Origin of the sequence: Aureimonas ureilytica DSM 18598 = NBRC 106430, assembly GCF_000382705.1 — a bacterium.
GTDB classification, from domain to species: Bacteria; Pseudomonadota; Alphaproteobacteria; order Rhizobiales; family Rhizobiaceae; genus Aureimonas; species Aureimonas ureilytica.
Window position 1 is genome coordinate 1 of the sequence record NZ_ARQE01000023.1, and the last position, 22,940, is coordinate 22,940.

General features: G+C 65.0%; 37 protein-coding genes. 36 read left to right on the forward strand and 1 reads right to left on the reverse strand.

Annotation, left to right across the window (positions count from 1 at the left end):
• The 36 genes from B146_RS0123345 to B146_RS27310 form a co-directional block, all read left to right on the forward strand.
• The coding region (locus B146_RS0123345; RefSeq protein ID WP_019998903.1) for an EF-Tu C-terminal domain-related protein at window positions 1–482 on the forward strand (482 nt) is incomplete at its 5' end.
• Window positions 483–656: 174 nt separating this feature from the next.
• Window positions 657–965, forward strand: a complete 309-nt coding sequence (rpsJ, locus tag B146_RS0123350) for a 30S ribosomal protein S10 (RefSeq protein ID WP_007066362.1) — start codon at window positions 657–659, stop codon at window positions 963–965.
• A 62-nt stretch (window positions 966–1,027) separates the two neighbouring features.
• Window positions 1,028–1,750, forward strand: a complete 723-nt coding sequence (rplC, locus tag B146_RS0123355; protein WP_026358882.1) for a 50S ribosomal protein L3 — start codon at window positions 1,028–1,030, stop codon at window positions 1,748–1,750.
• The gene (rplD, locus tag B146_RS0123360) at window positions 1,750–2,370 is read left to right on the forward strand and encodes a 50S ribosomal protein L4 (protein WP_019998905.1); all 621 of its coding nucleotides are present in this window, start codon (window positions 1,750–1,752) and stop codon (window positions 2,368–2,370) included. Before rplC ends, rplD begins: the two co-directional genes overlap by 1 nt.
• Window positions 2,367–2,660, forward strand: coding sequence for a 50S ribosomal protein L23 (locus B146_RS0123365; RefSeq protein ID WP_019998906.1), 294 nt, complete (start codon window positions 2,367–2,369; stop codon window positions 2,658–2,660). The genes rplD and B146_RS0123365 overlap by 4 nt, the downstream gene beginning before the upstream one ends.
• Window positions 2,661–2,685: 25 nt before the next feature.
• The gene (rplB, locus tag B146_RS0123370; RefSeq protein WP_019998907.1) at window positions 2,686–3,522 is read left to right on the forward strand and encodes a 50S ribosomal protein L2; all 837 of its coding nucleotides are present in this window, start codon (window positions 2,686–2,688) and stop codon (window positions 3,520–3,522) included.
• Between the two features lie 12 nt (window positions 3,523–3,534).
• Entirely contained in the window at window positions 3,535–3,813 is a 279-nt protein-coding gene (rpsS, locus tag B146_RS0123375) for a 30S ribosomal protein S19 (RefSeq protein ID WP_019998908.1), read from the forward strand.
• 1 nt (window position 3,814) lies between these two features.
• The gene (gene rplV / locus B146_RS0123380; protein WP_019998909.1) at window positions 3,815–4,201 is read left to right on the forward strand and encodes a 50S ribosomal protein L22; all 387 of its coding nucleotides are present in this window, start codon (window positions 3,815–3,817) and stop codon (window positions 4,199–4,201) included.
• Window positions 4,201–4,923, forward strand: a complete 723-nt coding sequence (gene rpsC, locus B146_RS0123385; protein WP_019998910.1) for a 30S ribosomal protein S3 — start codon at window positions 4,201–4,203, stop codon at window positions 4,921–4,923. The genes rplV and rpsC overlap by 1 nt, the downstream gene beginning before the upstream one ends.
• Window positions 4,924–4,947: 24 nt before the next feature.
• Entirely contained in the window at window positions 4,948–5,361 is a 414-nt protein-coding gene (gene rplP / locus B146_RS0123390; protein WP_019998911.1) for a 50S ribosomal protein L16, read from the forward strand.
• Between the two features lie 13 nt (window positions 5,362–5,374).
• Complete coding sequence (rpmC, locus tag B146_RS0123395) at window positions 5,375–5,575, forward strand: 50S ribosomal protein L29 (RefSeq protein ID WP_019998912.1); 201 nt, start codon at window positions 5,375–5,377, stop codon at window positions 5,573–5,575.
• A 15-nt stretch (window positions 5,576–5,590) separates the two neighbouring features.
• Window positions 5,591–5,836 (forward strand): 30S ribosomal protein S17, encoded by a 246-nt coding sequence (rpsQ, locus tag B146_RS0123400; RefSeq protein WP_026358883.1) that lies wholly within the window; start codon window positions 5,591–5,593, stop codon window positions 5,834–5,836.
• Window positions 5,837–5,907: 71 nt separating this feature from the next.
• On the forward strand, window positions 5,908–6,276 hold the full coding sequence (rplN, locus tag B146_RS0123405; RefSeq protein WP_019998914.1) for a 50S ribosomal protein L14: 369 nt from the start codon (window positions 5,908–5,910) through the stop codon (window positions 6,274–6,276).
• 12 nt (window positions 6,277–6,288) lie between these two features.
• Window positions 6,289–6,612 carry a 50S ribosomal protein L24 gene (rplX, locus tag B146_RS0123410; protein ID WP_019998915.1) on the forward strand — a complete coding sequence of 108 codons (324 nt, stop codon included), beginning with the start codon at window positions 6,289–6,291 and terminating at the stop codon, window positions 6,610–6,612.
• Window positions 6,605–7,168 (forward strand): 50S ribosomal protein L5, encoded by a 564-nt coding sequence (gene rplE / locus B146_RS0123415; protein ID WP_019998916.1) that lies wholly within the window; start codon window positions 6,605–6,607, stop codon window positions 7,166–7,168. The genes rplX and rplE overlap by 8 nt, the downstream gene beginning before the upstream one ends.
• A 21-nt stretch (window positions 7,169–7,189) precedes the next feature.
• Window positions 7,190–7,495, forward strand: a complete 306-nt coding sequence (gene rpsN, locus B146_RS0123420; RefSeq protein ID WP_019998917.1) for a 30S ribosomal protein S14 — start codon at window positions 7,190–7,192, stop codon at window positions 7,493–7,495.
• A 12-nt stretch (window positions 7,496–7,507) separates the two neighbouring features.
• A complete protein-coding gene (rpsH, locus tag B146_RS0123425; RefSeq protein WP_019998918.1) occupies window positions 7,508–7,906 on the forward strand; it encodes a 30S ribosomal protein S8 in 399 nt (132 codons plus the stop codon).
• A 43-nt stretch (window positions 7,907–7,949) separates the two neighbouring features.
• Window positions 7,950–8,483, forward strand: a complete 534-nt coding sequence (gene rplF, locus B146_RS0123430; protein ID WP_026358884.1) for a 50S ribosomal protein L6 — start codon at window positions 7,950–7,952, stop codon at window positions 8,481–8,483.
• 10 nt (window positions 8,484–8,493) lie between these two features.
• Window positions 8,494–8,856, forward strand: a complete 363-nt coding sequence (rplR, locus tag B146_RS0123435) for a 50S ribosomal protein L18 (RefSeq protein ID WP_019998920.1) — start codon at window positions 8,494–8,496, stop codon at window positions 8,854–8,856.
• Between the two features lie 139 nt (window positions 8,857–8,995).
• Window positions 8,996–9,553: a 30S ribosomal protein S5 gene (rpsE, locus tag B146_RS0123440; RefSeq protein WP_019998921.1), complete on the forward strand. Its 558-nt coding sequence runs from the start codon at window positions 8,996–8,998 to the stop codon at window positions 9,551–9,553.
• 65 nt (window positions 9,554–9,618) lie between these two features.
• Window positions 9,619–9,822 (forward strand): 50S ribosomal protein L30, encoded by a 204-nt coding sequence (gene rpmD / locus B146_RS0123445; RefSeq protein WP_026358885.1) that lies wholly within the window; start codon window positions 9,619–9,621, stop codon window positions 9,820–9,822.
• 15 nt (window positions 9,823–9,837) lie between these two features.
• Window positions 9,838–10,314: a 50S ribosomal protein L15 gene (rplO, locus tag B146_RS0123450; RefSeq protein WP_026358886.1), complete on the forward strand. Its 477-nt coding sequence runs from the start codon at window positions 9,838–9,840 to the stop codon at window positions 10,312–10,314.
• A gap of 199 nt (window positions 10,315–10,513) precedes the next feature.
• Window positions 10,514–11,857: a preprotein translocase subunit SecY gene (secY, locus tag B146_RS0123455; RefSeq protein WP_019998924.1), complete on the forward strand. Its 1,344-nt coding sequence runs from the start codon at window positions 10,514–10,516 to the stop codon at window positions 11,855–11,857.
• On the forward strand, window positions 11,854–12,447 hold the full coding sequence (locus B146_RS0123460; protein WP_026358887.1) for an adenylate kinase: 594 nt from the start codon (window positions 11,854–11,856) through the stop codon (window positions 12,445–12,447). Before secY ends, B146_RS0123460 begins: the two co-directional genes overlap by 4 nt.
• Window positions 12,448–12,662: 215 nt before the next feature.
• Window positions 12,663–13,031 (forward strand): 30S ribosomal protein S13, encoded by a 369-nt coding sequence (gene rpsM, locus B146_RS0123465; protein WP_019998926.1) that lies wholly within the window; start codon window positions 12,663–12,665, stop codon window positions 13,029–13,031.
• Window positions 13,032–13,145: 114 nt separating this feature from the next.
• Window positions 13,146–13,535, forward strand: coding sequence for a 30S ribosomal protein S11 (gene rpsK, locus B146_RS0123470; protein ID WP_019998927.1), 390 nt, complete (start codon window positions 13,146–13,148; stop codon window positions 13,533–13,535).
• Window positions 13,536–13,671: 136 nt separating this feature from the next.
• On the forward strand, window positions 13,672–14,691 hold the full coding sequence (locus B146_RS0123475; RefSeq protein WP_019998928.1) for a DNA-directed RNA polymerase subunit alpha: 1,020 nt from the start codon (window positions 13,672–13,674) through the stop codon (window positions 14,689–14,691).
• A 142-nt stretch (window positions 14,692–14,833) separates the two neighbouring features.
• Window positions 14,834–15,259: a 50S ribosomal protein L17 gene (rplQ, locus tag B146_RS0123480; protein WP_026358888.1), complete on the forward strand. Its 426-nt coding sequence runs from the start codon at window positions 14,834–14,836 to the stop codon at window positions 15,257–15,259.
• 98 nt (window positions 15,260–15,357) lie between these two features.
• Entirely contained in the window at window positions 15,358–16,389 is a 1,032-nt protein-coding gene (locus B146_RS0123485) for an NAD-dependent epimerase/dehydratase family protein (protein ID WP_019998930.1), read from the forward strand.
• A gap of 257 nt (window positions 16,390–16,646) precedes the next feature.
• Complete coding sequence (locus B146_RS29280; protein WP_155897693.1) at window positions 16,647–16,817, forward strand: hypothetical protein; 171 nt, start codon at window positions 16,647–16,649, stop codon at window positions 16,815–16,817.
• Window positions 16,818–16,960: 143 nt separating this feature from the next.
• Window positions 16,961–18,388, forward strand: a complete 1,428-nt coding sequence (locus B146_RS0123495) for a DegQ family serine endoprotease (RefSeq protein ID WP_407638569.1) — start codon at window positions 16,961–16,963, stop codon at window positions 18,386–18,388.
• 13 nt (window positions 18,389–18,401) lie between these two features.
• Window positions 18,402–19,748 carry a replication-associated recombination protein A gene (locus tag B146_RS0123500; RefSeq protein ID WP_019998932.1) on the forward strand — a complete coding sequence of 449 codons (1,347 nt, stop codon included), beginning with the start codon at window positions 18,402–18,404 and terminating at the stop codon, window positions 19,746–19,748.
• 7 nt (window positions 19,749–19,755) lie between these two features.
• The gene (gene crcB / locus B146_RS0123505; RefSeq protein WP_019998933.1) at window positions 19,756–20,139 is read left to right on the forward strand and encodes a fluoride efflux transporter CrcB; all 384 of its coding nucleotides are present in this window, start codon (window positions 19,756–19,758) and stop codon (window positions 20,137–20,139) included.
• Between the two features lie 80 nt (window positions 20,140–20,219).
• Window positions 20,220–21,212, forward strand: coding sequence for an RluA family pseudouridine synthase (locus B146_RS0123510; RefSeq protein ID WP_019998934.1), 993 nt, complete (start codon window positions 20,220–20,222; stop codon window positions 21,210–21,212).
• Window positions 21,212–21,916 carry an HAD-IA family hydrolase gene (locus B146_RS27305; RefSeq protein WP_019998935.1) on the forward strand — a complete coding sequence of 235 codons (705 nt, stop codon included), beginning with the start codon at window positions 21,212–21,214 and terminating at the stop codon, window positions 21,914–21,916. Before B146_RS0123510 ends, B146_RS27305 begins: the two co-directional genes overlap by 1 nt.
• A 24-nt stretch (window positions 21,917–21,940) precedes the next feature.
• Window positions 21,941–22,663, forward strand: a complete 723-nt coding sequence (locus B146_RS27310; RefSeq protein WP_019998936.1) for an ATP12 family chaperone protein — start codon at window positions 21,941–21,943, stop codon at window positions 22,661–22,663.
• 16 nt (window positions 22,664–22,679) lie between these two features.
• Here B146_RS27310 and B146_RS0123525 read toward each other — a convergent pair.
• The coding region (locus tag B146_RS0123525) for a transposase (RefSeq protein WP_019998937.1) at window positions 22,680–22,940 on the reverse strand (261 nt) is incomplete at its 5' end.

The window sequence follows — 22,940 nt, forward strand, 5'->3', positions numbered from 1 at the left end:
GCATCGTGAAGGTGGGCGAGGAAGTCGAGATCGTCGGCATCCGCGACACCAAGAAGACGACGGTGACGGGCGTCGAGATGTTCCGCAAGCTTCTGGACCAGGGCCAGGCGGGCGACAACATCGGCGCGCTGGTTCGCGGCGTGGACCGCGAGGGCGTGGAGCGCGGCCAGGTTCTGTGCAAGCCGGGTTCGGTGAAGCCGCACACGCGCTTCATGGCCGAGGCCTACATCCTGACCAAGGAAGAGGGCGGCCGTCACACGCCGTTCTTCACGAACTACCGCCCGCAGTTCTACTTCCGCACGACGGACGTGACGGGCGTCGTCACGCTGCCCGAGGGCACCGAGATGGTGATGCCGGGCGACAACGTGACGATGGACGTCAAGCTGATCGTTCCGATCGCGATGGAAGAGAAGCTGCGCTTCGCGATCCGCGAGGGCGGCCGCACCGTCGGCGCCGGCATCGTCGCCTCGATCGTCGAGTAATCGAGCTTTAAGCTCTTGAAATGGAGGGCGCGGCGGTGCTACACCGCCGCGTTCTCTTTGCCCTACGGGGCGGTTTGGGCGCCGTTCAGGCGTCCTGTTTGAATTGGCTGAAGACTGTTTAGCGCTCGGAAAGCGCCGGTTCTCCGGCATGGCTCCGACGGAAGGACGAATGCAATGAACGGCCAGAATATCCGAATCCGCCTGAAGGCGTTCGACCACCGAGTGCTCGACGCTTCCACCCGCGAGATCGTATCCACGGCAAAACGCACTGGCGCGAACGTGCGCGGGCCGATCCCGCTGCCGACGCGCATCGAAAAGTTCACGGTGAACCGCTCGCCCCACATCGACAAGAAGTCGCGTGAGCAGTTCGAAATGCGGACGCACAAGCGGCTCCTCGACATCGTCGACCCGACCCCGCAGACCGTCGACGCGCTCATGAAGCTCGACCTCGCCGCTGGCGTCGACGTCGAGATCAAGCTCTGACGAGCCAAACAAGAACCGGACGGGTTTCGGCCCCAAGGTTCCTCTGAAGAAAGAACGAATATATGCGTTCAGGTGTGATTGCACAGAAGGTCGGCATGACCCGCATCTACAATGATGCGGGCGAACACGTGCCGGTTACGGTCCTGAAGATCGAGAATCTTCAGGTGATCGGTCAGCGGACCCAGGAGAAGAACGGGTACACCGCCGTTCAGCTCGGCGTCGGCGCTGCCAAGGTCAAGAACACGTCCAAGGCCATGCGCGGCGTCTTCGCCCAGGCCTCGGTCGAGCCCAAGCGCAAGGTCGCGGAATTCCGCGTCTCCGACGACAACCTCGTCGAGATCGGCGCTGAAATCACCGCCGAGCACTTCGTCGCGGGCCAGCTGGTGGACGTCACCGGCACCTCGATCGGTAAGGGCTTCGCGGGCGCCATGAAGCGCCACAATTTCGGCGGTCTTCGCGCCACGCACGGCGTCTCGGTGTCGCACCGCTCGCACGGTTCGACCGGCCAGCGTCAGGACCCGGGCAAGGTCTTCAAGAACAAGAAGATGGCCGGTCACATGGGCCAGACCCGCGTGACCACGCAGAACCTCGAAGTCGTTCGGACCGATGCGGACCGGGGTCTCATCCTCATCCGTGGCGCCGTTCCCGGCTCGAAGGGCGGTTGGATCCTCGTTCGCGACGCGGTCAAGATGCCGCTTCCGGCGAACGCTCCCAAGCCCGCCGCGATCCGCCAGGCCGGCAATAACGGCTCGGCCGCTGAAGCCGCTTCCGAGGGTAGCGAATAATGGACATCAAGATCACAACCCTTTCCGGCGGTGAAGCTGGTTCGGTGACGCTGGCGGACGAGATCTTCGGTCTCGAGCCGCGCGAGGACATCCTTCAGCGCGTCGTGCGCTGGCAGCTCGCCAAACGTCAGCAGGGCACGCACCAGTCGCTCGGCCGCGCCGAGATCGCTCGCACCGGCGCGAAGCTCTACAAGCAGAAGGGCACCGGCCGCGCTCGTCACGGTTCGGCTCGCGCTCCGCAGTTCCGCGGCGGCGGCAAGGCCCACGGCCCGGTCTCGCGTTCGCACGCTCATGACCTGCCCAAGAAGCTCCGCGCCCTCGGCCTCAAGCACGCGCTTTCGGCCAAGGCGAAGTCCGGCGGCCTGATCGTCGTCGACAACATCGCGTCGACCGACGGCAAGACCAAGGCGGTTGCCACGCAGCTCGCCGGTCTCGGCTGGACCAACGCGCTGATCATCGGCGGCGCCGAGCTCGACGTGAACTTCTCGCGTTCGGCTCGCAACCTTCCGAACATCGACGTGCTGCCGGTTCAGGGCATTAACGTCTATGACATTCTTCGCCGTCAGACGCTTGTCCTGTCGAAGGCGGCCGTCGAGGCTCTCGAGGAGCGCTTCAAATGACCGATCTTCGTCATTACGACGTCATCACCAGCCCGGTGATCACCGAGAAGTCGACCCTGGTGTCGGACTTCAACCAGGTGGTCTTCAACGTTCCCGGTACCGCGACCAAGCCGCAGATCAAGGCTGCCGTCGAGGCGCTCTTCGGCGTCAAGGTCACGGGCGTGAACACGCTGGTCCGCAAGGGCAAGACCCGTCGCTTCAAGGGCCGTCTCGGCCGCCAGAGCGACCAGAAGAAGGCGATCGTGACGCTGGCCGAAGGCCAGTCCATCGACGTCTCGACCGGTCTCTGACGGTTGGCCGCGAGGAATTGAGAACATGGCACTGAAAAGCTTCAACCCGGTCACCCCGAGCCAGCGCCAGCTGGTCATCGTCGACCGTTCGGGTCTCTGGAAGGGCAAGCCGGTCAAGCAGTTGACCGAAGGCTTGCACTCGAAGGGCGGCCGCAACAACATGGGCCGCATCACGGCCCGTTATCAGGGCGGCGGTCACAAGCGCACCTATCGCATGATCGACTTCAAGCGTCGCAAGCTTGACGTCGTCGGCACGGTGGAGCGTCTCGAGTACGATCCGAACCGCACCGCGTTCATCGCCCTCATCCGCTATGCGGACGGTGAACTCTCCTACATCCTGGCCCCGCAGCGCCTCGCCGCCGGTGATCAGATCGTCTCCGGCCTGTCCGGCGTCGACGTGAAGCCGGGCAACGCGATGCCGCTGTCGGCCATGCCCGTCGGCACCATCATCCACAATGTGGAGATGAAGCCGGAGAAGGGCGGCCAGATCGCTCGTTCGGCTGGCGCCTACGCCCAGCTCGTCGGTCGTGACCAGGGCATGGCGATCCTTCGCCTCAACTCGGGCGAGCAGCGTCTCGTCCCCGGCTCGTGCTTCGCCACGGTCGGTGCCGTGTCCAATCCGGACCACGGCAACATCAATCTGGGCAAGGCCGGTCGCTCGGTCTGGCTCGGACGTCGGCCCCATGTTCGCGGTGTCGCGATGAACCCGGTCGATCACCCGCATGGCGGCGGCGAAGGCCGCACCTCGGGTGGCCGTCACCCGGTCTCGCCCTGGGGCAAGCCGACGAAGGGCAAGCGGACGCGTCAGAACAAGTCCACGGACAAGTTCATCATGCGCTCGCGCCATCAGCGCAAGAAGTAAGGGAAACACTCCATGACACGTTCCGTCTGGAAAGGTCCGTTCGTTGATGGCTACCTGCTGAAGAAGGCCGATAAGGTCCGCTCCGGCGGTCGCAACGAAGTCATCAAGATCTGGACCCGTCGGTCCACGATCCTGCCGCAGTTCGTGGGTCTCACGTTCGGCGTCTACAACGGCAACAAGCACATCCCGGTCACGGTCAACGAGGATATGGTCGGACACAAGTTCGGCGAATTCTCCCCGACCCGCACCTATTACGGCCACGGCGCCGACAAGAAGGCGAAGAGGAAGTAACATGGGCAAGGCCAAGGCCGAGCGCGTGCTGAAGGACAACGAGGCGCGCGCAGTCGCTCGCACCATCCGCGTCAGCCCGCAGAAGTTGAACCTGGTCGCGCAGTTGATCCGCGGCAAGAAGGTGGATCGCGCTCTCGCGGACCTCACCTTCTCGCGCAAGCGGATCGCCGAGACCGTGAAGAAGACGCTGGAAAGCGCCATCGCCAACGCCGAGAACAATCACGATCTCGACGTCGACGCTCTGGTGGTCTCCGAGGCGTTCGTCGGCAAGTCGATCACGATGAAGCGTTTCCACGCTCGTGGCCGCGGTCGCGCGAGCCGGGTCGAGAAGCCCTTCTCGCATCTGACGATCGTGGTTCGTGAAGTTGCCGAAGAGGGAGCCGCGTAATGGGTCAGAAAGTCAATCCGATTGGCCTGCGCCTCGGCATCAACCGGACCTGGGATTCGCGCTGGTTCGCGAACACCAACGAGTACGGCAAGCTGCTTCACGAGGACCTTGCGATCCGCAAGTACCTCATGAACGAGCTGAAGCAGGCGGCGGTCTCCAAGATCGTCATCGAGCGTCCGCACAAGAAGTGCCGCGTCACGATCCACTCGGCTCGCCCGGGCATCGTGATCGGCAAGAAGGGCGCCGACATCGAGAAGCTTCGCAAGAAGCTCTCGTCGATGACGAACGCCGAGACGCACATCAACATCGTTGAAGTGCGCAAGCCCGAGACCGACGCGACTCTCGTCGCGCAGGGCATCACGCAGCAGCTCGAGCGTCGTATCGCGTTCCGTCGCGCCATGAAGCGCGCCGTTCAGTCCGCGATGCGCCTCGGCGCCGAGGGCATCCGCATCAACTGCTCGGGTCGTCTGGGCGGCGCGGAAATCGCCCGCATGGAGTGGTACCGCGAGGGACGCGTTCCCCTGCACACGCTCCGCGCGGACGTGGATTACGGCACGGCCGAGGCGCACACCGCCTACGGCGTCTGCGGCGTCAAGGTCTGGATCTTCAAGGGCGAAATCCTCGAGCACGATCCGATGGCCTCCGAGCGCCGCGCGGTCGAAGGCGAAGCGTCGGGTGGCGGCAACAACCGTCGTCGCGAGCGCGATCGCGATCACGCCTGATAGGCCAGCCCCGGAGTAGATGAAATGTTGCAGCCAAAGCGCACGAAGTTCCGGAAGGCGTTCAAGGGACGCATTCACGGTGCTTCCAAGGCCGGCGCGGTTCTGAGCTACGGAACCTTCGGCCTCAAGGCTCTCGAGCCGGAGCGCGTCACCGCACGTCAGATCGAGGCGGCTCGCCGCGCGATCACGCGTCAGATGAAGCGTCAGGGCCGGGTGTGGATCCGGATCTTCCCGGACCTTCCGGTGACCGCGAAGCCGACCGAAGTCCGCATGGGTAAGGGCAAGGGCGCGATCGAATACTGGGCGGCTCGCGTCGCTCCCGGTCGCATCATGTTCGAGATCGACGGCGTTGCCGAGGACGTGGCCCGCGAGGCGCTTCGTCTGGGCGCGGCGAAGCTCCCGATCCGTACCCGTTTCATTCAGCGCATCGCCGAATAAGGGGGGAGGGATCATGAAAGCCAACGATCTCGTCACCAAGACGCAGGACGAACTGACCGACGAACTCGGCAAGCTGAAAAAAGAGCAGTTTAATCTGCGCTTCCAGCGTGCTACAGGCCAGCTCGAAAATACGGCGCGGGTCAAGGAAATCCGCCGCGACATCGCCCGTATCAAGACCATCGCCCGCCAGAAGGCGGACACGGCCAAGGCCTGAAGGTAGATTTGAACTATGCCGAAACGCGTTTTGCAGGGGACCGTGGTCTCCGATAAGAATGACAAGACGGTCGTCGTGCTCGTGGAGCGTCGCTTCACGCATCCGCTCTTCAAGAAGACCGTTCGTCGGTCCAAGAAGTACAAGGCGCACGACGAGTCGAACCAGTACAAGACCGGCGACATGGTCTCCATCGAGGAGACCAAGCCGATCTCCAAGGACAAGACCTGGATCGTCGTTGCGGGCGAAGCAGCGGCTCGTTGAACAACTTGTGCCGGGGTGAAGCGCGCGATCCTGCGCTCCCCGGCCGCTCGTTTATTTGAAGGCGGCCTCACATGATTCAGATGCAAACAAACCTCGATGTGGCGGACAATTCCGGCGCACGTCGTGTCATGTGCATCAAAGTGCTGGGCGGTTCCAAGCGGAAGTATGCTTCGGTCGGCGACATCATCGTCGTTTCGATCAAGGAAGCCATTCCGCGTGGCCGCGTGAAGAAGGGTGACGTGATGAAGGCGGTGGTCGTTCGCACCGCCAAGGACATCCGTCGTCCCGATGGTTCGGTGATCCGGTTCGACCGCAATGCGGCCGTCCTCATCGACAACAAGAAAGAGCCGGTCGGCACCCGTATCTTCGGACCGGTTCCCCGCGAGCTTCGCGCGCGGAACCACATGAAGATCATTTCCCTGGCACCTGAAGTGCTGTAAGGAGCCGGTTCTATGCAGAAGATCAAGAAGGGCGACAAGGTCGTCGTACTCGCCGGTAAGGACAAGGGCCGTACCGGCACCGTTACCCAGGTGATGCCGAAGGACGACCGCGCGGTCGTTTCCGGCGTCAACATGGTGAAGCGCCACCAGAAGCAGACGGCCAGCCAGGAAGCCGGCATCGTCTCCAAGGAGGCCCCGATCCATCTGTCCAACCTTTCGGTCGCCGACCCGAAGGATGGCAAGCCGACCCGCGTCGGCTTCAAGGTCGTCGGTGAAGGTGAGAACGCCAAGAAGGTCCGTTTCGCCAAGCGTTCGGGAGAACAGATCGATGGCTGACACCAACACCAGCTACACGCCGCGCCTGAAGTCGGTCTACAACGCCGAGATCCGCAAGCAGCTTCTCGAGGAGTTCAAGTACTCCAACGAGATGCAGGTTCCGCGCCTCGACAAGGTCGTGATCAACATGGGCGTCGGTGAGGCCACCGGCGATTCCAAGAAGCCGACGGTCGCCGCCGAGGACCTCGCCCTGATCGCCGGTCAGAAGCCGGTCATCACGCGTGCGCGCAACTCCATCGCGGGCTTCAAGGTCCGTGAGAACATGCCGATCGGGGCGAAGGTCACCCTTCGCAAGGACCGCATGTATGAATTCGTGGATCGCCTGGTCCAGATCGCGCTCCCGCGCGTTCGCGACTTCCGCGGCCTCAACCCCAAGAGCTTCGACGGACGTGGCAATTTCGCCATGGGCCTGAAGGAGCATATCGTGTTCCCCGAGATCAACTACGACAAGGTTGATCAGATGTGGGGCATGGACATCATCGTGTGTACGACGGCGCAGACCGACGAGGAAGCACGGGCCCTTCTGAAGGCGCTCAACTTCCCGTTCCGCCAGTAACGGCAGGCGAAAGGACAAGATATGGCTAAGAAAAGCGCCATCGAGAAGAACAAGCGACGCGAGAAGCTCGTCGCCAAGTACGCGGCGAAGCGTGAGGCCCTCAAGGCCGTCACGATGAACCAGTCGGCGAGCATGGAGGAGCGCTTCCGCGCTCAGCTCCAGCTGGCCGAACTGCCGCGCAACTCGGCGAAGGTCCGCATCCGCAATCGCTGCGAAGTGACGGGTCGTCCCCGTGCTTACTACCGTAAGCTGAAGATGAGCCGTATCGCGCTGCGCGATCTCGGCAACACGGGCCAGGTGCCCGGTATCGTCAAGTCGAGCTGGTAAGGAGCATTCGAGATGGCTTTGTCCGATCCTCTCGGCGATATGCTGACCCGCATCCGCAACGCGACGATGCGCAACAAGACCACAGTCGCGACGCCCGCTTCCAAGCTTCGCGCCCGTGTCCTCGACGTCCTGAAGGACGAGGGTTACATCCGTGGCTACACGGAAACCCGTTTCGAGAACGGCACGGCTGAGTTCACGATCGAGCTCAAGTATTACGAGGGCGCGTCGGTGATCAAGGAGATCGCCCGCGTGTCGAAGCCCGGCCGCCGCGTGTACGTCTCCTCCAAGACGATCCCGCATGTCGCCAACGGTCTCGGCATCTCGGTCCTTTCCACGCCCAAGGGCGTGATGGCCGACCACGCCGCCCGTGAACAGAATGTCGGTGGCGAGATCCTCTGCCGCGTCTTCTGACGCGGCATCAGGATCCGTTTTCGACTAATCGACAGGTTCAACGATGTCTCGTATTGGTAAGAAGCCGGTCGCTGTGCCGGCGGGCGTGACCGCCTCCGTGGACGGTCAGACGGTCAAGGCGAAGGGTCCGAAGGGCGAGCTGTCTTTCGTCGTCAACGAGGAAGTCCTCGTGAAGATGGAAGAGGGCGCGATCAAGGTCGATCCGCGTGACGAATCCAAGGATGCGCGTTCGAAGTGGGGCATGTCCCGCACGATGATCGTGAACATCCTTTCGGGTGTGAAGGACGGTTTCGAGAAGCGTCTCGAAATCAACGGCGTCGGTTACCGCGCGTCCATGCAGGGCAAGAACCTGCAGCTGGCGCTCGGCTTCAGCCATGACGTTCTGTATCCGGTGCCGGAAGGCATCTCGATCGCTGTTCCCAAGCCGACGGAAATCGTCGTCACGGGCATCGACAAGCAGAAGGTCGGCCAGGTCGCCGCCGAGATCCGCGAGTTCCGCGGACCCGAGCCCTACAAGGGCAAGGGCGTGAAGTATGCGGGCGAGAAGATCGTCCGTAAGGAAGGCAAGAAGAAGTAAGGCTCGGATCATGGCTACGCAGAAGGAACTCCTCCGCCGCCGCGCGTCCCGCGTGCGTCGTGCGCTGAAGGCCGTTTCGAACGGCCGTCCGCGCCTTTCGATTCACCGCTCGTCCAAGCACATCTACGCGCAGGTCATCGACGACGCGCAGGGCAAGACCCTGGCCGCGGCTTCGACGCTCGACACGTCGCTGCGCTCGGACCTGAAGACCGGCGCCGACACGGCCGCCGCGGCCGCCGTCGGCAAGCTCGTCGCTGAGCGCGCCAAGGAAGCCGGCGTCACCGACGTCGTCTTCGACCGCGGCGCCTTCATCTACCACGGCCGCGTGAAGTCGCTGGCCGATGCCGCTCGCAAGGGTGGCCTCAACTTCTGATTTCGCATCCCGCTCAGCGGGATCGATGTTCGCATGAGCGGCGAAGCGGGTTTCCTCGCTGCGCCGTTCATGCTTTAAGCCGGGTGCCGCTCGATCGGCACCTTCCCAAGACGCCTCCGGAAAAAAATAAGGACAGGATATGGCGCCTCGTAACGAACGCAACGATCGCGAAGAGCGCGATGACGGTTTCGTCGACAAGCTGGTTCACATCAATCGCGTCGCCAAGGTGGTGAAGGGCGGCCGTCGCTTCGGCTTCGCCGCTCTCGTCGTCGTCGGCGATCTCAAGGGCCGCGTCGGCTTCGGCCACGGCAAGGCGCGCGAAGTGCCTGAGGCCATCCGCAAGGCCACCGAAGCCGCCAAGCGCGAGCTGATCTTCGTGCCGCTGCGCGACGGTCGCACGCTGCACCACGACGTCCACGGTCGCCACGGTGCCGGCAAGGTGATTCTCCGCACGGCCGAGGCCGGTACGGGCATCATCGCTGGTGGTCCGATGCGCGCCGTGTTCGAGGCGGTCGGCATGCACGACGTCGTCGCCAAGTCGCTCGGTTCCTCGAACCCCTACAACATGGTGCGCGCCACGTTCGACGCTCTGAAGGGTCAGATGCACCCCAAGGACGTCGCTGCCCGTCGCGGCATCAAGTATTCCACGCTGCAGGCGCGTCGTCGCGACGTCGTCGGCGCGGGCTCGGAAGACTGATGCGGGCAGGGGCGCGGCCTCGCTGCTGCCCCGTCGCATCCTTCGTAGGATAGAGGAGCCTAGACATGGCTGAGAAGAACCCCATGGGCAAGACCGTCACCGTTCAGCAGGTCGGCAGCCCCCTTCGCCGTCCGGGCGACCAGCGTTCCACGCTGATCGGTCTGGGCCTGAACAAGATGCACCGCACGCGCACGCTGGAGGACACGCCTTCGGTTCGTGGCATGATCGCCAAGGTCAGCCACCTCGTTCGCGTCGTCGACGGCCAGTAAGCCGGGAGCGAGATGATGAAGCTTAACGAAATCGCCGACAAGGAAGGCGCGACGCATTCGCGCAAGCGTCTAGGCCGCGGTATCGGCTCGGGATCGGGCAAGACCGGTGGTCGCGGCGTGAAGGGTCAGAAGGCGCGTTCGGGCGTGGCGATCAACGGGTTCGAGGGTGGCCAGATGCCGCTCTACCGTCGTCTCCCCAAGCGCGGCTTCGTGAACATCTTCGCGAAGGATTACAACGTCGTGTCGCTGTCGCGCATCGCTCAGGCGGTGGAAGCGGGCAAGCTCGACGCGTCCTCGACGATCGACGTCGCGGCGCTCAAGGCCGCCGGCGTGGTTCGCCGCGTTCGTGACGGCCTGCGCGTTCTCGGCGACGGCGAAATCTCCTCGAAGCTGACGATCGTCGCCGATGGCGCGTCGAAGTCGGCCGTCGAGAAGGTCGCCAAGGCCGGCGGATCGCTCACCGTGACGCAGAAGGTCGAAGCCGAGGCGTAAGCCTTTCCGCATCGTCCAACGTTGGAAGCCGCCTGCCTCGCAGGCGGCTTTTTTCGTATCGGCGCGATTTTCGCACGGAAAGCGCTTGTCTTTCCGTCAGCAAAATCGTTTGAAACAATGCAGTATGAGCGTTCCTGAATCGTGTCGGTTCGGGGGAGGGGAAACCTGCGCTCGGGGGCAACCCGGAGAGATCTCACTCATGGCATCCGCTGCGGAACAACTCGCCGCAAACCTGAACTTCGCTGCCTTCTCGAAGGCGGACGACCTGAAGAAGCGCATCTGGTTCACGCTGGGCGCGCTCCTGGTCTACCGCCTCGGAACGTACATTCCGATGCCGGGCATCGACCCGCATGCGCTGGCGCAGGCCTTCGAGCAGCAGTCGACCGGCATTCTCGGCCTGTTCAACATGTTCGCGGGCGGCGCCGTCGGTCGCATGGCGATCTTCGCGCTGGGCATCATGCCCTACATTTCCGCGTCGATCATCATCCAGCTCATGACGTCGGTCATCCCGTCGCTCGAAGCCCTCAAGAAGGAAGGCGAGCAGGGGCGCAAGGTCATCAACCAGTACACGCGCTACGGCACCGTGCTTCTGGCGACCGTGCAGGCCTATGGCATTGCAGCGGGCCTTCAATCCTCCAGCAATATCGTCACCAATCCCGGCACGTTCTTCCTCGTGTCGAGCGTCATCACGCTGGTCGGCGGCACGATGTTCCTAATGTGGCTCGGCGAGCAGATCACCGCGCGCGGCATCGGCAACGGCATCTCGCTGATCATCTTCGCGGGCATTGCGGCGAACCTGCCCTCGGCCATGGCGAACCTCCTCGAACTCGGCCGCACCGGCGCGCTGTCCACCGCCATCATCCTTCTGGTGATCGTGGTCGTGGTGCTCTGCATCGCGGGCGTCGTGTTCTTCGAGCGTGCGCAGCGTCGCCTGCTGATCCAGTACCCCAAGCGCCAGGTCGGCAACCGGATGTTCCAGGGCGACACGTCGCACCTGCCGCTGAAGCTGAACACCGCCGGCGTCATTCCGCCGATCTTCGCGTCCTCGCTGCTGCTGCTGCCGGTGACGATCGCCAACTTCGCGGACACGAGCAAGCTTCCGGGCTGGGCGACGGGTGTGATCGCCTCGCTCGGTCACGGCCGCCCGCTCTACATGTTCCTCTATGCGGCGATGATCGCCTTCTTCGCCTTCTTCTACACCGCCATCGTCTTCAATCCGAAGGAAACCGCGGACAATCTGAAGAAGCATGGCGGCTTCATTCCGGGCATCCGCCCGGGTGATCGCACGGCGGACTATATCGACTATGTGCTGACCCGCATCACGGTGGTCGGCGCCATCTACCTCATGGTCATCTGCCTTCTGCCGGAAATCCTGATTTCCGCCGCAGGCATCCCGTTCTATCTCGGCGGGACCTCGCTTTTGATCGTGGTATCGGTCACCATGGACACGGTGGCGCAGGTGCAGGGGCATCTGCTGGCCCATCAATACGAGGGCCTCGTGAAGAAGGCCAAGCTGCGCGGAGGCAGGCGGGGAACGCGATGAGACTGATTTTGTTGGGGCCTCCGGGGGCGGGGAAGGGCACGCAAGCCCAGCGGCTCATCGAGAAATACGGCATCCCGCAGCTCTCCACGGGGGACATGCTGCGCGAGGCCGTGGCCAAGCAGACCGAGATCGGCAAGCGGGCGCAGGCGGTGATGGATGCGGGGCAGCTCGTGTCCGACGAGATCGTGATCGGCATCGTCGCCGATCGCATCGAGCAGCCGGATGCGCGCAAGGGCTTCGTGCTCGACGGGTTCCCGCGGACGCTCGCGCAGGCGGAAGCGCTGGACCGGATGCTGGAAAGCCGGGGCCTGTCGATCGACGCGGTGATCGAGTTCAAGGTGGACGAGGAAAAGCTCGTCGCCCGGATCGAGAAGCGCGCCAGGGAAACCGAAGCGGCGGGCCTGCCCGTGCGCAAGGACGACACGCCGGAGGTCTTCAAGCGGCGTCTCGTGGAGTTCCGCGCCCTGACCGCCGCGGTGGCGCCGTTCTATCGCGAACGTGGGCTGTCGCATCAGATCGACGGCATGGCCTCGATCGACGAGGTCAGCGCGCAGATCGACGCCGTTCTGAAGCAGGCCGTCGCGGCCTGACGGTTCCGATGGTCCCGCCTTGTTGCGGGACCATCATCAGACCATATTGACGAAACCGACCCGAATCTTATAAGGGTCGGCCCAATTCGCGCACAAATGAGCGATCGGTTCGCCGCCCGGCGGGGTGGTGCCGGTCGTTCCGCGTTTGAAGAGAGCGGTTCTGTTCCGCTCGACCATGGTTCGTCGCGGCGGATCCGCGACATAAGGAGGCTCACTTGGCCCGTATTGCTGGTGTCAACATCCCGACCGGGAAGCGCGTCGTCATCGCGCTTCAGTACATCCACGGCATCGGCCCGCGTTTCGCGGCCGAAATCGTCGAGAAGGTCAATCTGTCCGCTGAACGTCGTGTCAACGACCTGAGCGACGCCGAAGTCCTGCAGATTCGCGAAATCATCGACCGCGACTACCGCGTCGAGGGTGACCTGCGTCGCGAGACCTCGATGAACGTCAAGCGTCTGATGGACCTCGGCTGCTACCGCGGCCTGCGTCATCGTCGCGGCCTGCCGGTTCGCGGTCAGCGCACGCACACGAACGCCCGCACCCGCAAGGGTCCGGCGAAGCCGATCGCCGGCAAGAAGAAGTAACGAGAATGCGCGCCGGGCGCTTCGCTCGGCTGGTGCATTCATGCCTCGCCTGAGAGGGCGAGGCAGGTGGAGCCGCCGGTGTTACGGCGGTGTCGAGATCCAAGGAAAAAGAAAATGGCTAAAGAAGCGCAGCGCGTCCGCCGCCGGGAACGCAAGAACATCATCTCCGGCGTGGCGCATGTGAACTCCTCGTTCAACAACACGCTCATCACGATCACCGACGCGCAGGGCAACACGATCGCCTGGTCGTCCGCCGGTGCTCAGGGCTTCAAGGGTTCGCGTAAGTCCACGCCCTTCGCCGCGCAGATCGCCGCCGAAGACGCCGCCAAGAAGGCGCAGGAGCACGGCATGCGCACGCTCGAAGTCGAGGTTTGCGGTCCGGGTTCGGGTCGTGAGTCGGCTCTGCGCGCGCTCCAGGCTTCGGGCTTCACGATCACGTCGATCCGCGACGTGACGCCGATCCCGCACAACGGCGTGCGCCCCCGCAAGAAGCGCCGCGTCTAACGATCCTTCTGGATCGATCGAATTGCCGCGCGCCCCAACGGGCGCGCGGCTTTCGCCGTATGAGGGAAGCCGATCCTTCCCGGTCAGATTGATCGCCACGATTGGATGGTGGCGACGTTACTGAAAGGCTCGCGTCATGATCGCCAGCAACTGGCAAAACCTCACCAAGCCGAACCAGGTCGTCTTCAAGAGCGGCGGCAGCCGCACGAAGGCATCCCTGGTGGCGGAACCGTTGGAGCGCGGCTTCGGCCTGACGCTGGGCAACGCGTTGCGCCGCGTGCTCCTGTCCTCGCTCCAGGGCGCGGCCGTCACCGCGATCCAGATCGACGGCGTCTTGCATGAATTCTCCTCGATCGCCGGCGTGCGCGAGGACGTGACCGACATCGTCCTGAACGTGAAGGAGGTCGCGATCGGGATGCAGGGCGAAGGCCCCAAGCGCATGGTCCTGCGCAAGTCCGGGCCGGGCGTCGTCACAGCCGGCGACATCCAGACCGTCGGCGACATCGAGATCCTGAACCCCGAGCACGAGATCTGCACGCTCGACGAGGGCGCCGAGATCCGCATGGAGTTCACGGTCAACACCGGCAAGGGCTACGTCCCCGCCGACCAGAACCGCGCCGAGGATGCGCCGATCGGGCTGATCCCTGTCGATGCGCTGTTCTCGCCGGTCAAGAAGGTGTCCTACAAGGTCGAGAACACCCGCGAGGGGCAGGACCTGAACAAGGACAAGCTCACGATGGAAATCGTGACCGACGGTTCGATCACCGGCGAGGACGCCGTGGCCTATGCCGCGCGCATCCTGCAGGATCAGCTCTCGGTCTTCGTGAACTTCGAGGAGCCGCAGCGCGAAGTGCGCGGCGCCGAGGAGCAGATCGCCGAGCTCGCCTTCAACCCCGCGCTTCTTAAGAAGGTGGACGAGCTGGAGCTTTCGGTCCGTTCGGCCAACTGCCTGAAGAACGACAACATCGTCTATATCGGCGACCTGATCCAGAAGACCGAGGCGGAAATGCTCCGCACGCCGAACTTCGGACGCAAGTCGCTGAACGAGATCAAGGAAGTGCTCGCCTCGATGGGCCTGCACCTTGGTATGGAAGTGAACGCCTGGCCGCCGGAGAATATCGACGACCTGGCCAAGCGCTACGAAGATCAGTACTGATCCCCAACGAGGGGGCCGGCGGTTCGCCGCCGGTCGCCGAGCTTCGAACCCTTAAAAGATTCAAAGGCACATGCGCCGGGTTCAACCGGATTGCGAGGATGCCGACCCCGGCGAAAGCCGGACCTTCTGAACGGAGACTGACATGCGTCACGGTAATAGCGGCCGTAAACTCAACCGCACCCACGAGCATCGCAAGGCGATGTTCGCCAACATGGTGGCTTCGCTGATCGAGCACGAGCAGATCGTGACGACCCTGCCGAAGGCGAAGGAACTGCGTCCGATCGTCGAGAAGATGATCACGCTCGGCAAGCGCGGCGACCTCCATGCCCGTCGTCAGGCGATCAGCCAGGTGCGCGACGAAACCGTGATCAAGAAGCTCTTCGCGACGCTCGCGCCCCGCTATGCGGACCGCAACGGCGGCTACACGCGCGTCCTGAAGGCTGGCTTCCGTCGCGGCGACAACGCTCCGATGGCGGTCATCGAGTTCGTCGATCGTGACGTCGACGCGCGCGGCGCTGTCGATCGCGCCCGCCTCGAGGCGGAAGCGGCGTCGGGCGACGCCGCCTGATCGGCGCGCTGCTCAAAATACATTGATCGAGAAGGGCCCGTGACGGGCCCTTCTTCGTTTCCGCGCTAGGATTCTGCGTGAATCGGAGGCGCCACAGCATGACGTTCAGCCAAGAGACCATCCTCGTGACCGGCTGCACGGGGTTCATCGCCAAGCATATCGTCCTGCGCCTCGTCGAAGGCGGTGCTCATGTGCGAGGCACGCTGCGCGACCCGGCACGCGCAAAGGAAATCCATCAGCTCCTCGACGCCGCGGGTCTGCCGCGCGGGCGCTTCGAAGCCGTCGTTGCGGATCTCGAACGCGACGAGGGCTGGCGCGAGGCGGCGCAAGGCTGCCGCTTCGTCCTGCACACGGCCTCGCCCTTTCCGGCGGCCCAGCCGCGCGACAAGTTCGCGCTCGTCCCGCCCGCGCGAGACGGCGCGGTGCGCGCCTTGACCGCCGCCAAGGAAGCGGGTGCGCAACGGGTCGTGATGACCTCCTCCGTCGCGGCCATCTTCTACGGCCATGGACGCGATCGCTCGCGGCTGTTCACGGAGCGGGACGTCTCCGACGTCGATAGCCCGAACATCTCGCCCTATGCCGTGTCCAAGACCGAGGCCGAGAAGGCGGCCTGGGAGACGCTCGCCGGCAGTTCCACCGAACTCGTGACGATCAACCCCTCGCTCGTGTTTGGGCCTTTGCTCGATGCGCGGCTGGGCACGTCCGCCTCGATCGTGCGGATGATGATGAACGGACGCTTCCCCGCGCTCCTCGATATCGGCTTCGGCATCGTCGACGTGCGCGACGTCGCGGCGGCCCATGTCGCGGCATTGCAGGTGCCGGAAGCGCGGGGGCGGCGTTTCATCGTCAGCGGCGGGGCGCTTTCGCTTCGAGAGATTTCTGAGGTCCTCGCACGGGAGTTCCCCGATCTGGCGCGGCGTTTGCCGCTGCGCACTTTTCCGACCTGGCCCATCGAGATGGCCGCGCGCGTTTCGCGCCGCGCCCGAATGCTGGCGGCGGAACTCGGCGCCCCCAAGCGGCTCGACGCAAGGCCGGCGAAGGAGGTTCTCGGTCTCGGCTTCCACACGCCGGAAGAGGCGGTCCGAGCGCTCGCCGAGTCGCTGATCCGCTTCGATCTGGTGAAGAGGTGAACGAGTCGTGAAGATCGAAGATCAACTTCACGTTTCGCCCGGTTTCCACAAGTGACCCCGATATTTTCGACAAATCCGCGCTGTTGCAGCAGCGCGATAGCGACCTTGTGCGGGCCTGTGCGATAGCTGTTGCAACGGAGACACCCCCCGCGAAGACCTGCCCGAGACCGGCAACCTTTTCCGCTCCATGGCATTTTCGAGGCAACGGGATCGCCGCCCCGAGCGGTCGCAAGCTTTACACGGAATAAACGAAAATCATGGAAAATCGCGTCAACTCCATCCCAGCCGGCGGGTTCTCGATGCGTCGTACTGTTCTCACCCTTTTGGGCGCGACATTGGCTTTTGGTGTGCTGACCGCCAGCTACGCGACGGCCGAACTGCCCGAGACGGCCGCCGTCTCGATCGAGCGGACGATCGTGGCGCGCTGAGCGCGAGCTCCATTCCAGTCGTTGAAGAAAGGGCCGCGAGGCCCTTTTTTCTTGTCCTGGCGCTTCTGCCGGGATTGAGCCCTATTTAGCGCCAGAAGCTGCGAACCACCGAATCATGGTTCGCATGTCGCATGGAGCTTTGCATGACACGCTTTCGCTTGGCGGGGGCCGCCCTTTTCCTGTCCGCTTCGGTCCTGGCCGGGAGCGCGATGGCGCAGCCGGCCTCCAACATGCCGGTGCCGGTTCAGCCCGTGGAGCGTGCGCCGAGCGGGGAGGCGGAGGTGAAGCTCACCTTCGCGCCGCTCGTGAAGAAGACCGCGCCGGCCGTCGTCAATGTCTACGCCGCCAAGCGCGTGCCCCAGCGCAGCCCCTTTGCGGGCGATCCGTTCTTCGAGCAGTTCTTCGGCAACCAGCTGCGCCGCCCGCGCCTGGAATCCTCGCTCGGCTCCGGCGTGATCGTGGACCCGTCCGGCCTCATCGTAACCAACAACCACGTCATTGAAGGCGCGGACGAGGTGCGCGTGGCGCTGGCCGATGGGCGCGAGTTCGACGCGGAGATTCTCCTGAAGGACCGCCGCGCCGATCTCGCGGTTCTGCGGATTCAGGGCGACAAGCCGTTCCCGATCGCCCCCATCGCCGATTCGGATACGGCCGAAATCGGTGATCTCGTTCTAGCGATCGGCAACCCGTTCGGCATCGGGCAGACGGTGACGAGCGGCATCGTCTCGGCGCTCGCGCGCACGCATGTCGGCTCCGACGATCTCGGCTATTTCATTCAAACGGACGCCGCCATCAATCCCGGCAATTCGGGCGGCGCGCTGATCGACATGCGCGGCGAGCTGGTCGGTGTGAACACGGCGATCTTCTCGCGCTCGGGCGGCTCGCTCGGCATCGGCTTCGCGATTCCCTCCAACATGGTGCGCGCCTTCGTGGATGCGGCGCGCGAGGGCAGGCCCTTCCTGCGGCCCTATGTCGGCGCGAGCTTCGTTCCGGTGACGCCCGACATCGCCGAGGCGATCGGCCTGGAGCGGCCGACCGGCGCGCTGGTGCAGGGTGTGGTGGACGGCGGGCCGGCCTCGGAGGCGGGCTTGCGGCCGGGCGACGTCGTTCTCGGCATGGACGGTTTCACGATCGAGGGGCCCGACTCGCTCGGCTATCGCCTGGCGACCGCTGGGCTCGACCGGGAAACCGAGCTCACCGTGCGCTCCAGCGACGGAAAGACCGAGCGCGTGCGGCTGGAGCTTGCCGAAGCGCCCGAAACGCCGCCGCGCGACGAGCGCACGCTGGAGGGGCAGACGCCCTTCTCGGGCGCGACCGTCGTCAATCTCTCGCCGCGCGTCGCGGACGAGCTGGAACTGCAGCAGAACAAGAACGGCGTCGTCGTCACCGAGGTCGAGCCGAGAAGCGCTGCCGCGCGGCTGGGTCTCCAGCCCAAGGACATCGTCCTGTCGCTGAACGGGCGCGAGGTCGAATCCACCGCCGATCTGGAACGGCGCGCCGAGGATGGCCGTCGCGGCTGGCGTCTGGAAGTCGAGCGGGACGGCAAGGTGCTGACCCAGCTCGTTCGCTAAGGGAGGGCGGCCGATGGCCGATCTGTTCGGAGAGGCCGCGCCAGCGGAGCCGCGCCCTCGCGCGGCGACACCCAAAGCGCCCGCACGGCCGGGTCCGCTCGCCGATCGGCTGCGGCCGCGCTCCCTGTCGGAGGTGGTGGGGCAGGAACACCTGACCGGGCCGGACGGGGTCCTGACCCGGATGCTCGCCAATGGCAGTCTTGGCTCGATCATCTTCTGGGGGCCGCCCGGCACCGGCAAGACCACGGTGGCGCGGCTTCTCGCCAGCGAGGTCGATTTCGCCTTCGAGCAGATCTCGGCGATCTTCTCGGGCGTCGCGGACTTGAAGAAGGTTTTCGAGACGGCGCGGTTGCGCCGCGCCAACGGACGCCAGACGCTTCTCTTCGTGGACGAGATCCACCGCTTCAACCGCGCGCAGCAGGACAGTTTCCTGCCCGTGATGGAAGACGGCACGGTGATCCTCGTCGGCGCGACGACGGAGAACCCGTCCTTCGAACTGAACGCCGCGCTCCTGTCCCGCGCGCGCGTCCTGACCTTCCATGCGCATGACGAGACGAGCCTCAAGCATCTCCTGGAGCGGGCGGAGGAGATGGAGAACCGCCCGCTGCCGCTCGACGCGCAAGCCCGCGCCGTTCTCCTGCGCATGGCCGACGGCGACGGGCGCGCGGTCCTCACGCTGGCGGAGGAAGTCTGGCGCGCCGCCAAGCCGGGCGAGGTGCTGGACGCCGAGGTTCTGCAACGCGTCGTGCAGCGCCGCGCGCCGGTCTACGACAAGAGCCAGGACGGCCACTACAATCTGATCTCGGCGCTCCATAAGTCCGTGCGCGGGTCGGACCCGGACGCCGCGCTCTACTATCTCTGCCGAATGCTCGATGCGGGAGAGGACCCGCTCTATCTCGGCCGCCGCCTCGTGCGCATGGCGGTGGAGGATATCGGTCTTGCCGACCCGCGCGCGCTCTCGATCGCCAATGCGGCGAAGGACGCCTACGACTATCTCGGCTCGCCGGAAGGGGAACTCGCGCTGGCGCAGGCGACCGTCTATCTCGCGAGCGCGCCCAAATCCAACGCCGTCTACACCGCCTACAAGGCCGCGATGCGTGCCGCCAAGGAAAACGGTTCCCTCCTGCCGCCGCGCCATATCCTCAACGCGCCGACCAAGCTGATGAAGGAAGAGGGCTACGGGTCCGGCTATGCCTATGACCACGACCAGCCGGACGCCTTCTCCGGTCAGGACTATTTCCCCGAAGCGCTCGGCCGCCAGAGCTTCTACCGCCCGACGGATCGCGGCGAGGAGGCGCGCATCGGCGCACGAATGGCCGAATGGGATCGCCTGCGCCGCCAGCGCGGCGAACGGAGCTGACCGCGCGATGCTCGTGAACGTGGTTCTGGTCGCGCTCGGCGGGGCCTTCGGATCGGCCCTGCGCTATGGAGCCGCGCTTCTCGGCACGCGCTGGCTCGGCGCGAGCTTTCCCTATGGGACGCTGTTCGTGAACGTGACGGGCTCCTTCGCGATGGGCCTCCTCATCGAATATCTGGCCCGCCGCTATGCCGGGGCGGGCGGCGAACTGCGGCTTCTGCTGGCGACCGGCGTCCTCGGCGGCTACACGACCTTCTCCAGCTTCTCGCTCGATGTCGCGACGCTCATGGAGCGTGGCGCGCTTCTGACGGCCTTCGTCTATCTCGCCGCCTCGATCCTCGTCGGCGTGGCCGCGGTCTTTGCGGGTCTGGCGCTCGCGCGTCATCTCTTCTGAGGCGAAGTCCCCGCGCGCAAAGCCGTTTCCGCTCTCGCCTAATTGCGCTATGGCCGGGGAAAGCGAAAAGGACGAAGCTCATGGCAAGCGTGGAACAGATCCGGGTCGAACCCGACGAAACGGGGCTGCGTCTCGACCGCTGGTTCAAGCTTCATTATCCCGGCCTCGGCTTCGGCCATCTTCAGAAGCTCCTGCGCTCGGGTCAGGTGCGCGTCGATGGCGGCCGCGCCAAGACCGACACGCGCGTCGAGGCGGGGCAGCTGATCCGCATTCCGCCCATGGGCGGCGAATCCGCCAAGCTGAAGGTCGCGCCGCTCACCGCCAACACGATCCGCGACAAGCATGACGGCGACGTTCTCAGCCAGATGCTGCTCTACGAGGACGAGAAGGTCTTCGTGTTCAACAAGCCCGCCGGTCTCGCCGTGCAGGGTGGCTCGGGCGTGTCGCGCCATGTCGACAAGATGCTGGAAGCCTGGCGCTCCAAGAAGGGCGAGAAGCCTCGCCTCGTCCACCGGCTCGACCGCGACACGTCGGGCATTCTCGTCGTGGCGCGCACGCGCGGGGCGGCCGTGGCGCTCACCAAGTCGTTTCGCGAGCGCGACACGCAGAAGCGCTATTGGGCGATCCTGAAGGGGGTGCCGCAGCCCAAGGACGGGCGCATCTCCACCTATCTCGTGAAGGAAGCCACCGCCGACGGCGATCGGATGCGCGTCGCGCGCCATGGCGAGGAGGGGGCCGACCACGCGCTCTCGCATTACCGCGTGATCGATCAGGTGGCGCAGAACTTCGCCTGGGTGGAACTCGAACCCTATACGGGCCGCACGCACCAGCTTCGCGTCCACGCGCTGCATATCGGCCATCCGATCCTCGGCGACCCCAAATATTTCGAGCACGACACCAACTGGGAATTTCCCGGTGGCGTGCAGAACAAGCTGCATCTCCACGCCCGGCGGATCGTCATTCCGCATCCGGACGGGCGCGGCAAGATGATCGACCAGATCGCGCCGTTGCCGCCGCACATGGTCCAGACCTGGAATCTCTTCGGCTTCGACGAAGCGGCCGAGAACGACTGATGCGCCTCGTCCTGTTCGACTGCGACGGAACGCTCGCCGACACGTTCGGCCTGATCGTCGAGACCATGCGCCGATGCTTCGTGGAGTCCGGCCTGCCGGAGCCGGACGAGGCGGCGGTGCGCGGCATTATCGGCCTGTCGCTGGATCTTGCGATCCATCGCCTCGCGCCGACCGTGCCAGAAGCCGAGCTGCCGCGTCTGGTCCTCGCCTATAAGGACGCCTTCCATCGCGTCCGCGCCGAAGGCGTTCATTCCGAGGCGCTGTTCCCGGGCATCGAGCCGATGCTGCGCCGGCTGTCGGCGCGCGACGATCTCCTGATCGGCATGGTCACCGGCAAGTCGCGGCGCGGCGTCCGCGTCATCACCGAGCTGCACGGGTTGGACGGCCTGTTTCTCGCCGTGCGCACGGCCGACGATTGCCCCTCCAAGCCGCATCCGGCGATGGTCTTGGAATGCTGCACCGAACTCGGCGTCGCGCCCGCCGACACGCTTGTGATCGGCGATGCCATCTACGATATCCAGATGGCGAAGGCGGCCGGCGCGATGGCGCTCGGCGTCGATTGGGGCGCGGGTTCGCCGAACGAGCTTCTGTTCCACGGCGCCGAAGCCGTCGCCGCGACGGCGGAAGGGCTCGAAGCCTGGATCGAGGATTGGCTGGCCAGCGCGCCCGACCCCGCTGATCGGATCGTGCTGTCCGCCGTCTGATCGCTCTCTGCTTCGGAGTTTCTGATGTCCACCTTGCCCGCCCGCCCGGAATTGCCGAAGCGCTTCTACAAGGAGGTCGCCCTCGTCGAGGATGAGGGCGGCTTCGCGATCCGGCTCGACGGGCGCCCGGTGCGCACGCCCTCGCGCGCGGCCTTGCGCGTTTCCGAGCGCCGGGTGGCCGAGGAGCTGGCGGCGGAATGGGAGCGGCAGGCGACCCATATCGACCCGGCCACCATGCCGATGACGCGCCTCGTCAACACGGTTCTCGACGGCGTCGCGCCCGATCCGCAGAGCGTCGCGGATGATCTCGGCCGTTATGCCGAGACCGATCTTCTGGCTTACCGCGCGGCGGAGCCCGAGCGTCTGGCGCAGCGGCAGGCCGAGGGCTGGGAGCCGGTGATCGGCTGGGCCGAAGCGAAGACCGGCGAGAGTGTCGCGCGGGGCGTCGGTGTCATGTTCGTCGCTCAGCCCGCGCCGACGGTCGAGGCGCTGCGCGCGCTGGTGCGCGCCGAGGCCGACCCGTTCCGCCTTGCCGCTCTTCATCAGGTGACGACGCTGACCGGCTCCCTGCTTCTGGCGCTGGCGCTCGCCGACGGGTTCCTCGAGGTGGAGCGCGCCTGGGCCCTCGCTCATATCGACGAGGACTGGAACATCGAGCAATGGGGCGAAGACGCCGAGGCGCAGGCGCGCCGCGCCAATCGCTACGAGGACATGCGCATGGCCGCGCTCATGCTCGGGCGCGCCTGATCCGTCTTAGAGCGTTTCAGGTTTTGACGGAAGCATAGCCTGCGTTTTCGAAGTAGTTTGCGCATTCGTCGGACGGGATGGTGGTGACGAGGTGGCCGACGTGTCGCCACGTTTCCTCGATGGTCCGCTTCTGGGCCATGCGCATCCAATGCTTGATCTTGGCGAAGGCCTGTTCGATCGGATTGAGGTCGGGCGAGTAGGGCGGCAGGTACCAGAGCCGTGCCCCGGCCGCCTGGATCATCCGGCGGATCTCGGCCGACTTGTGCGAGCCGAGGTT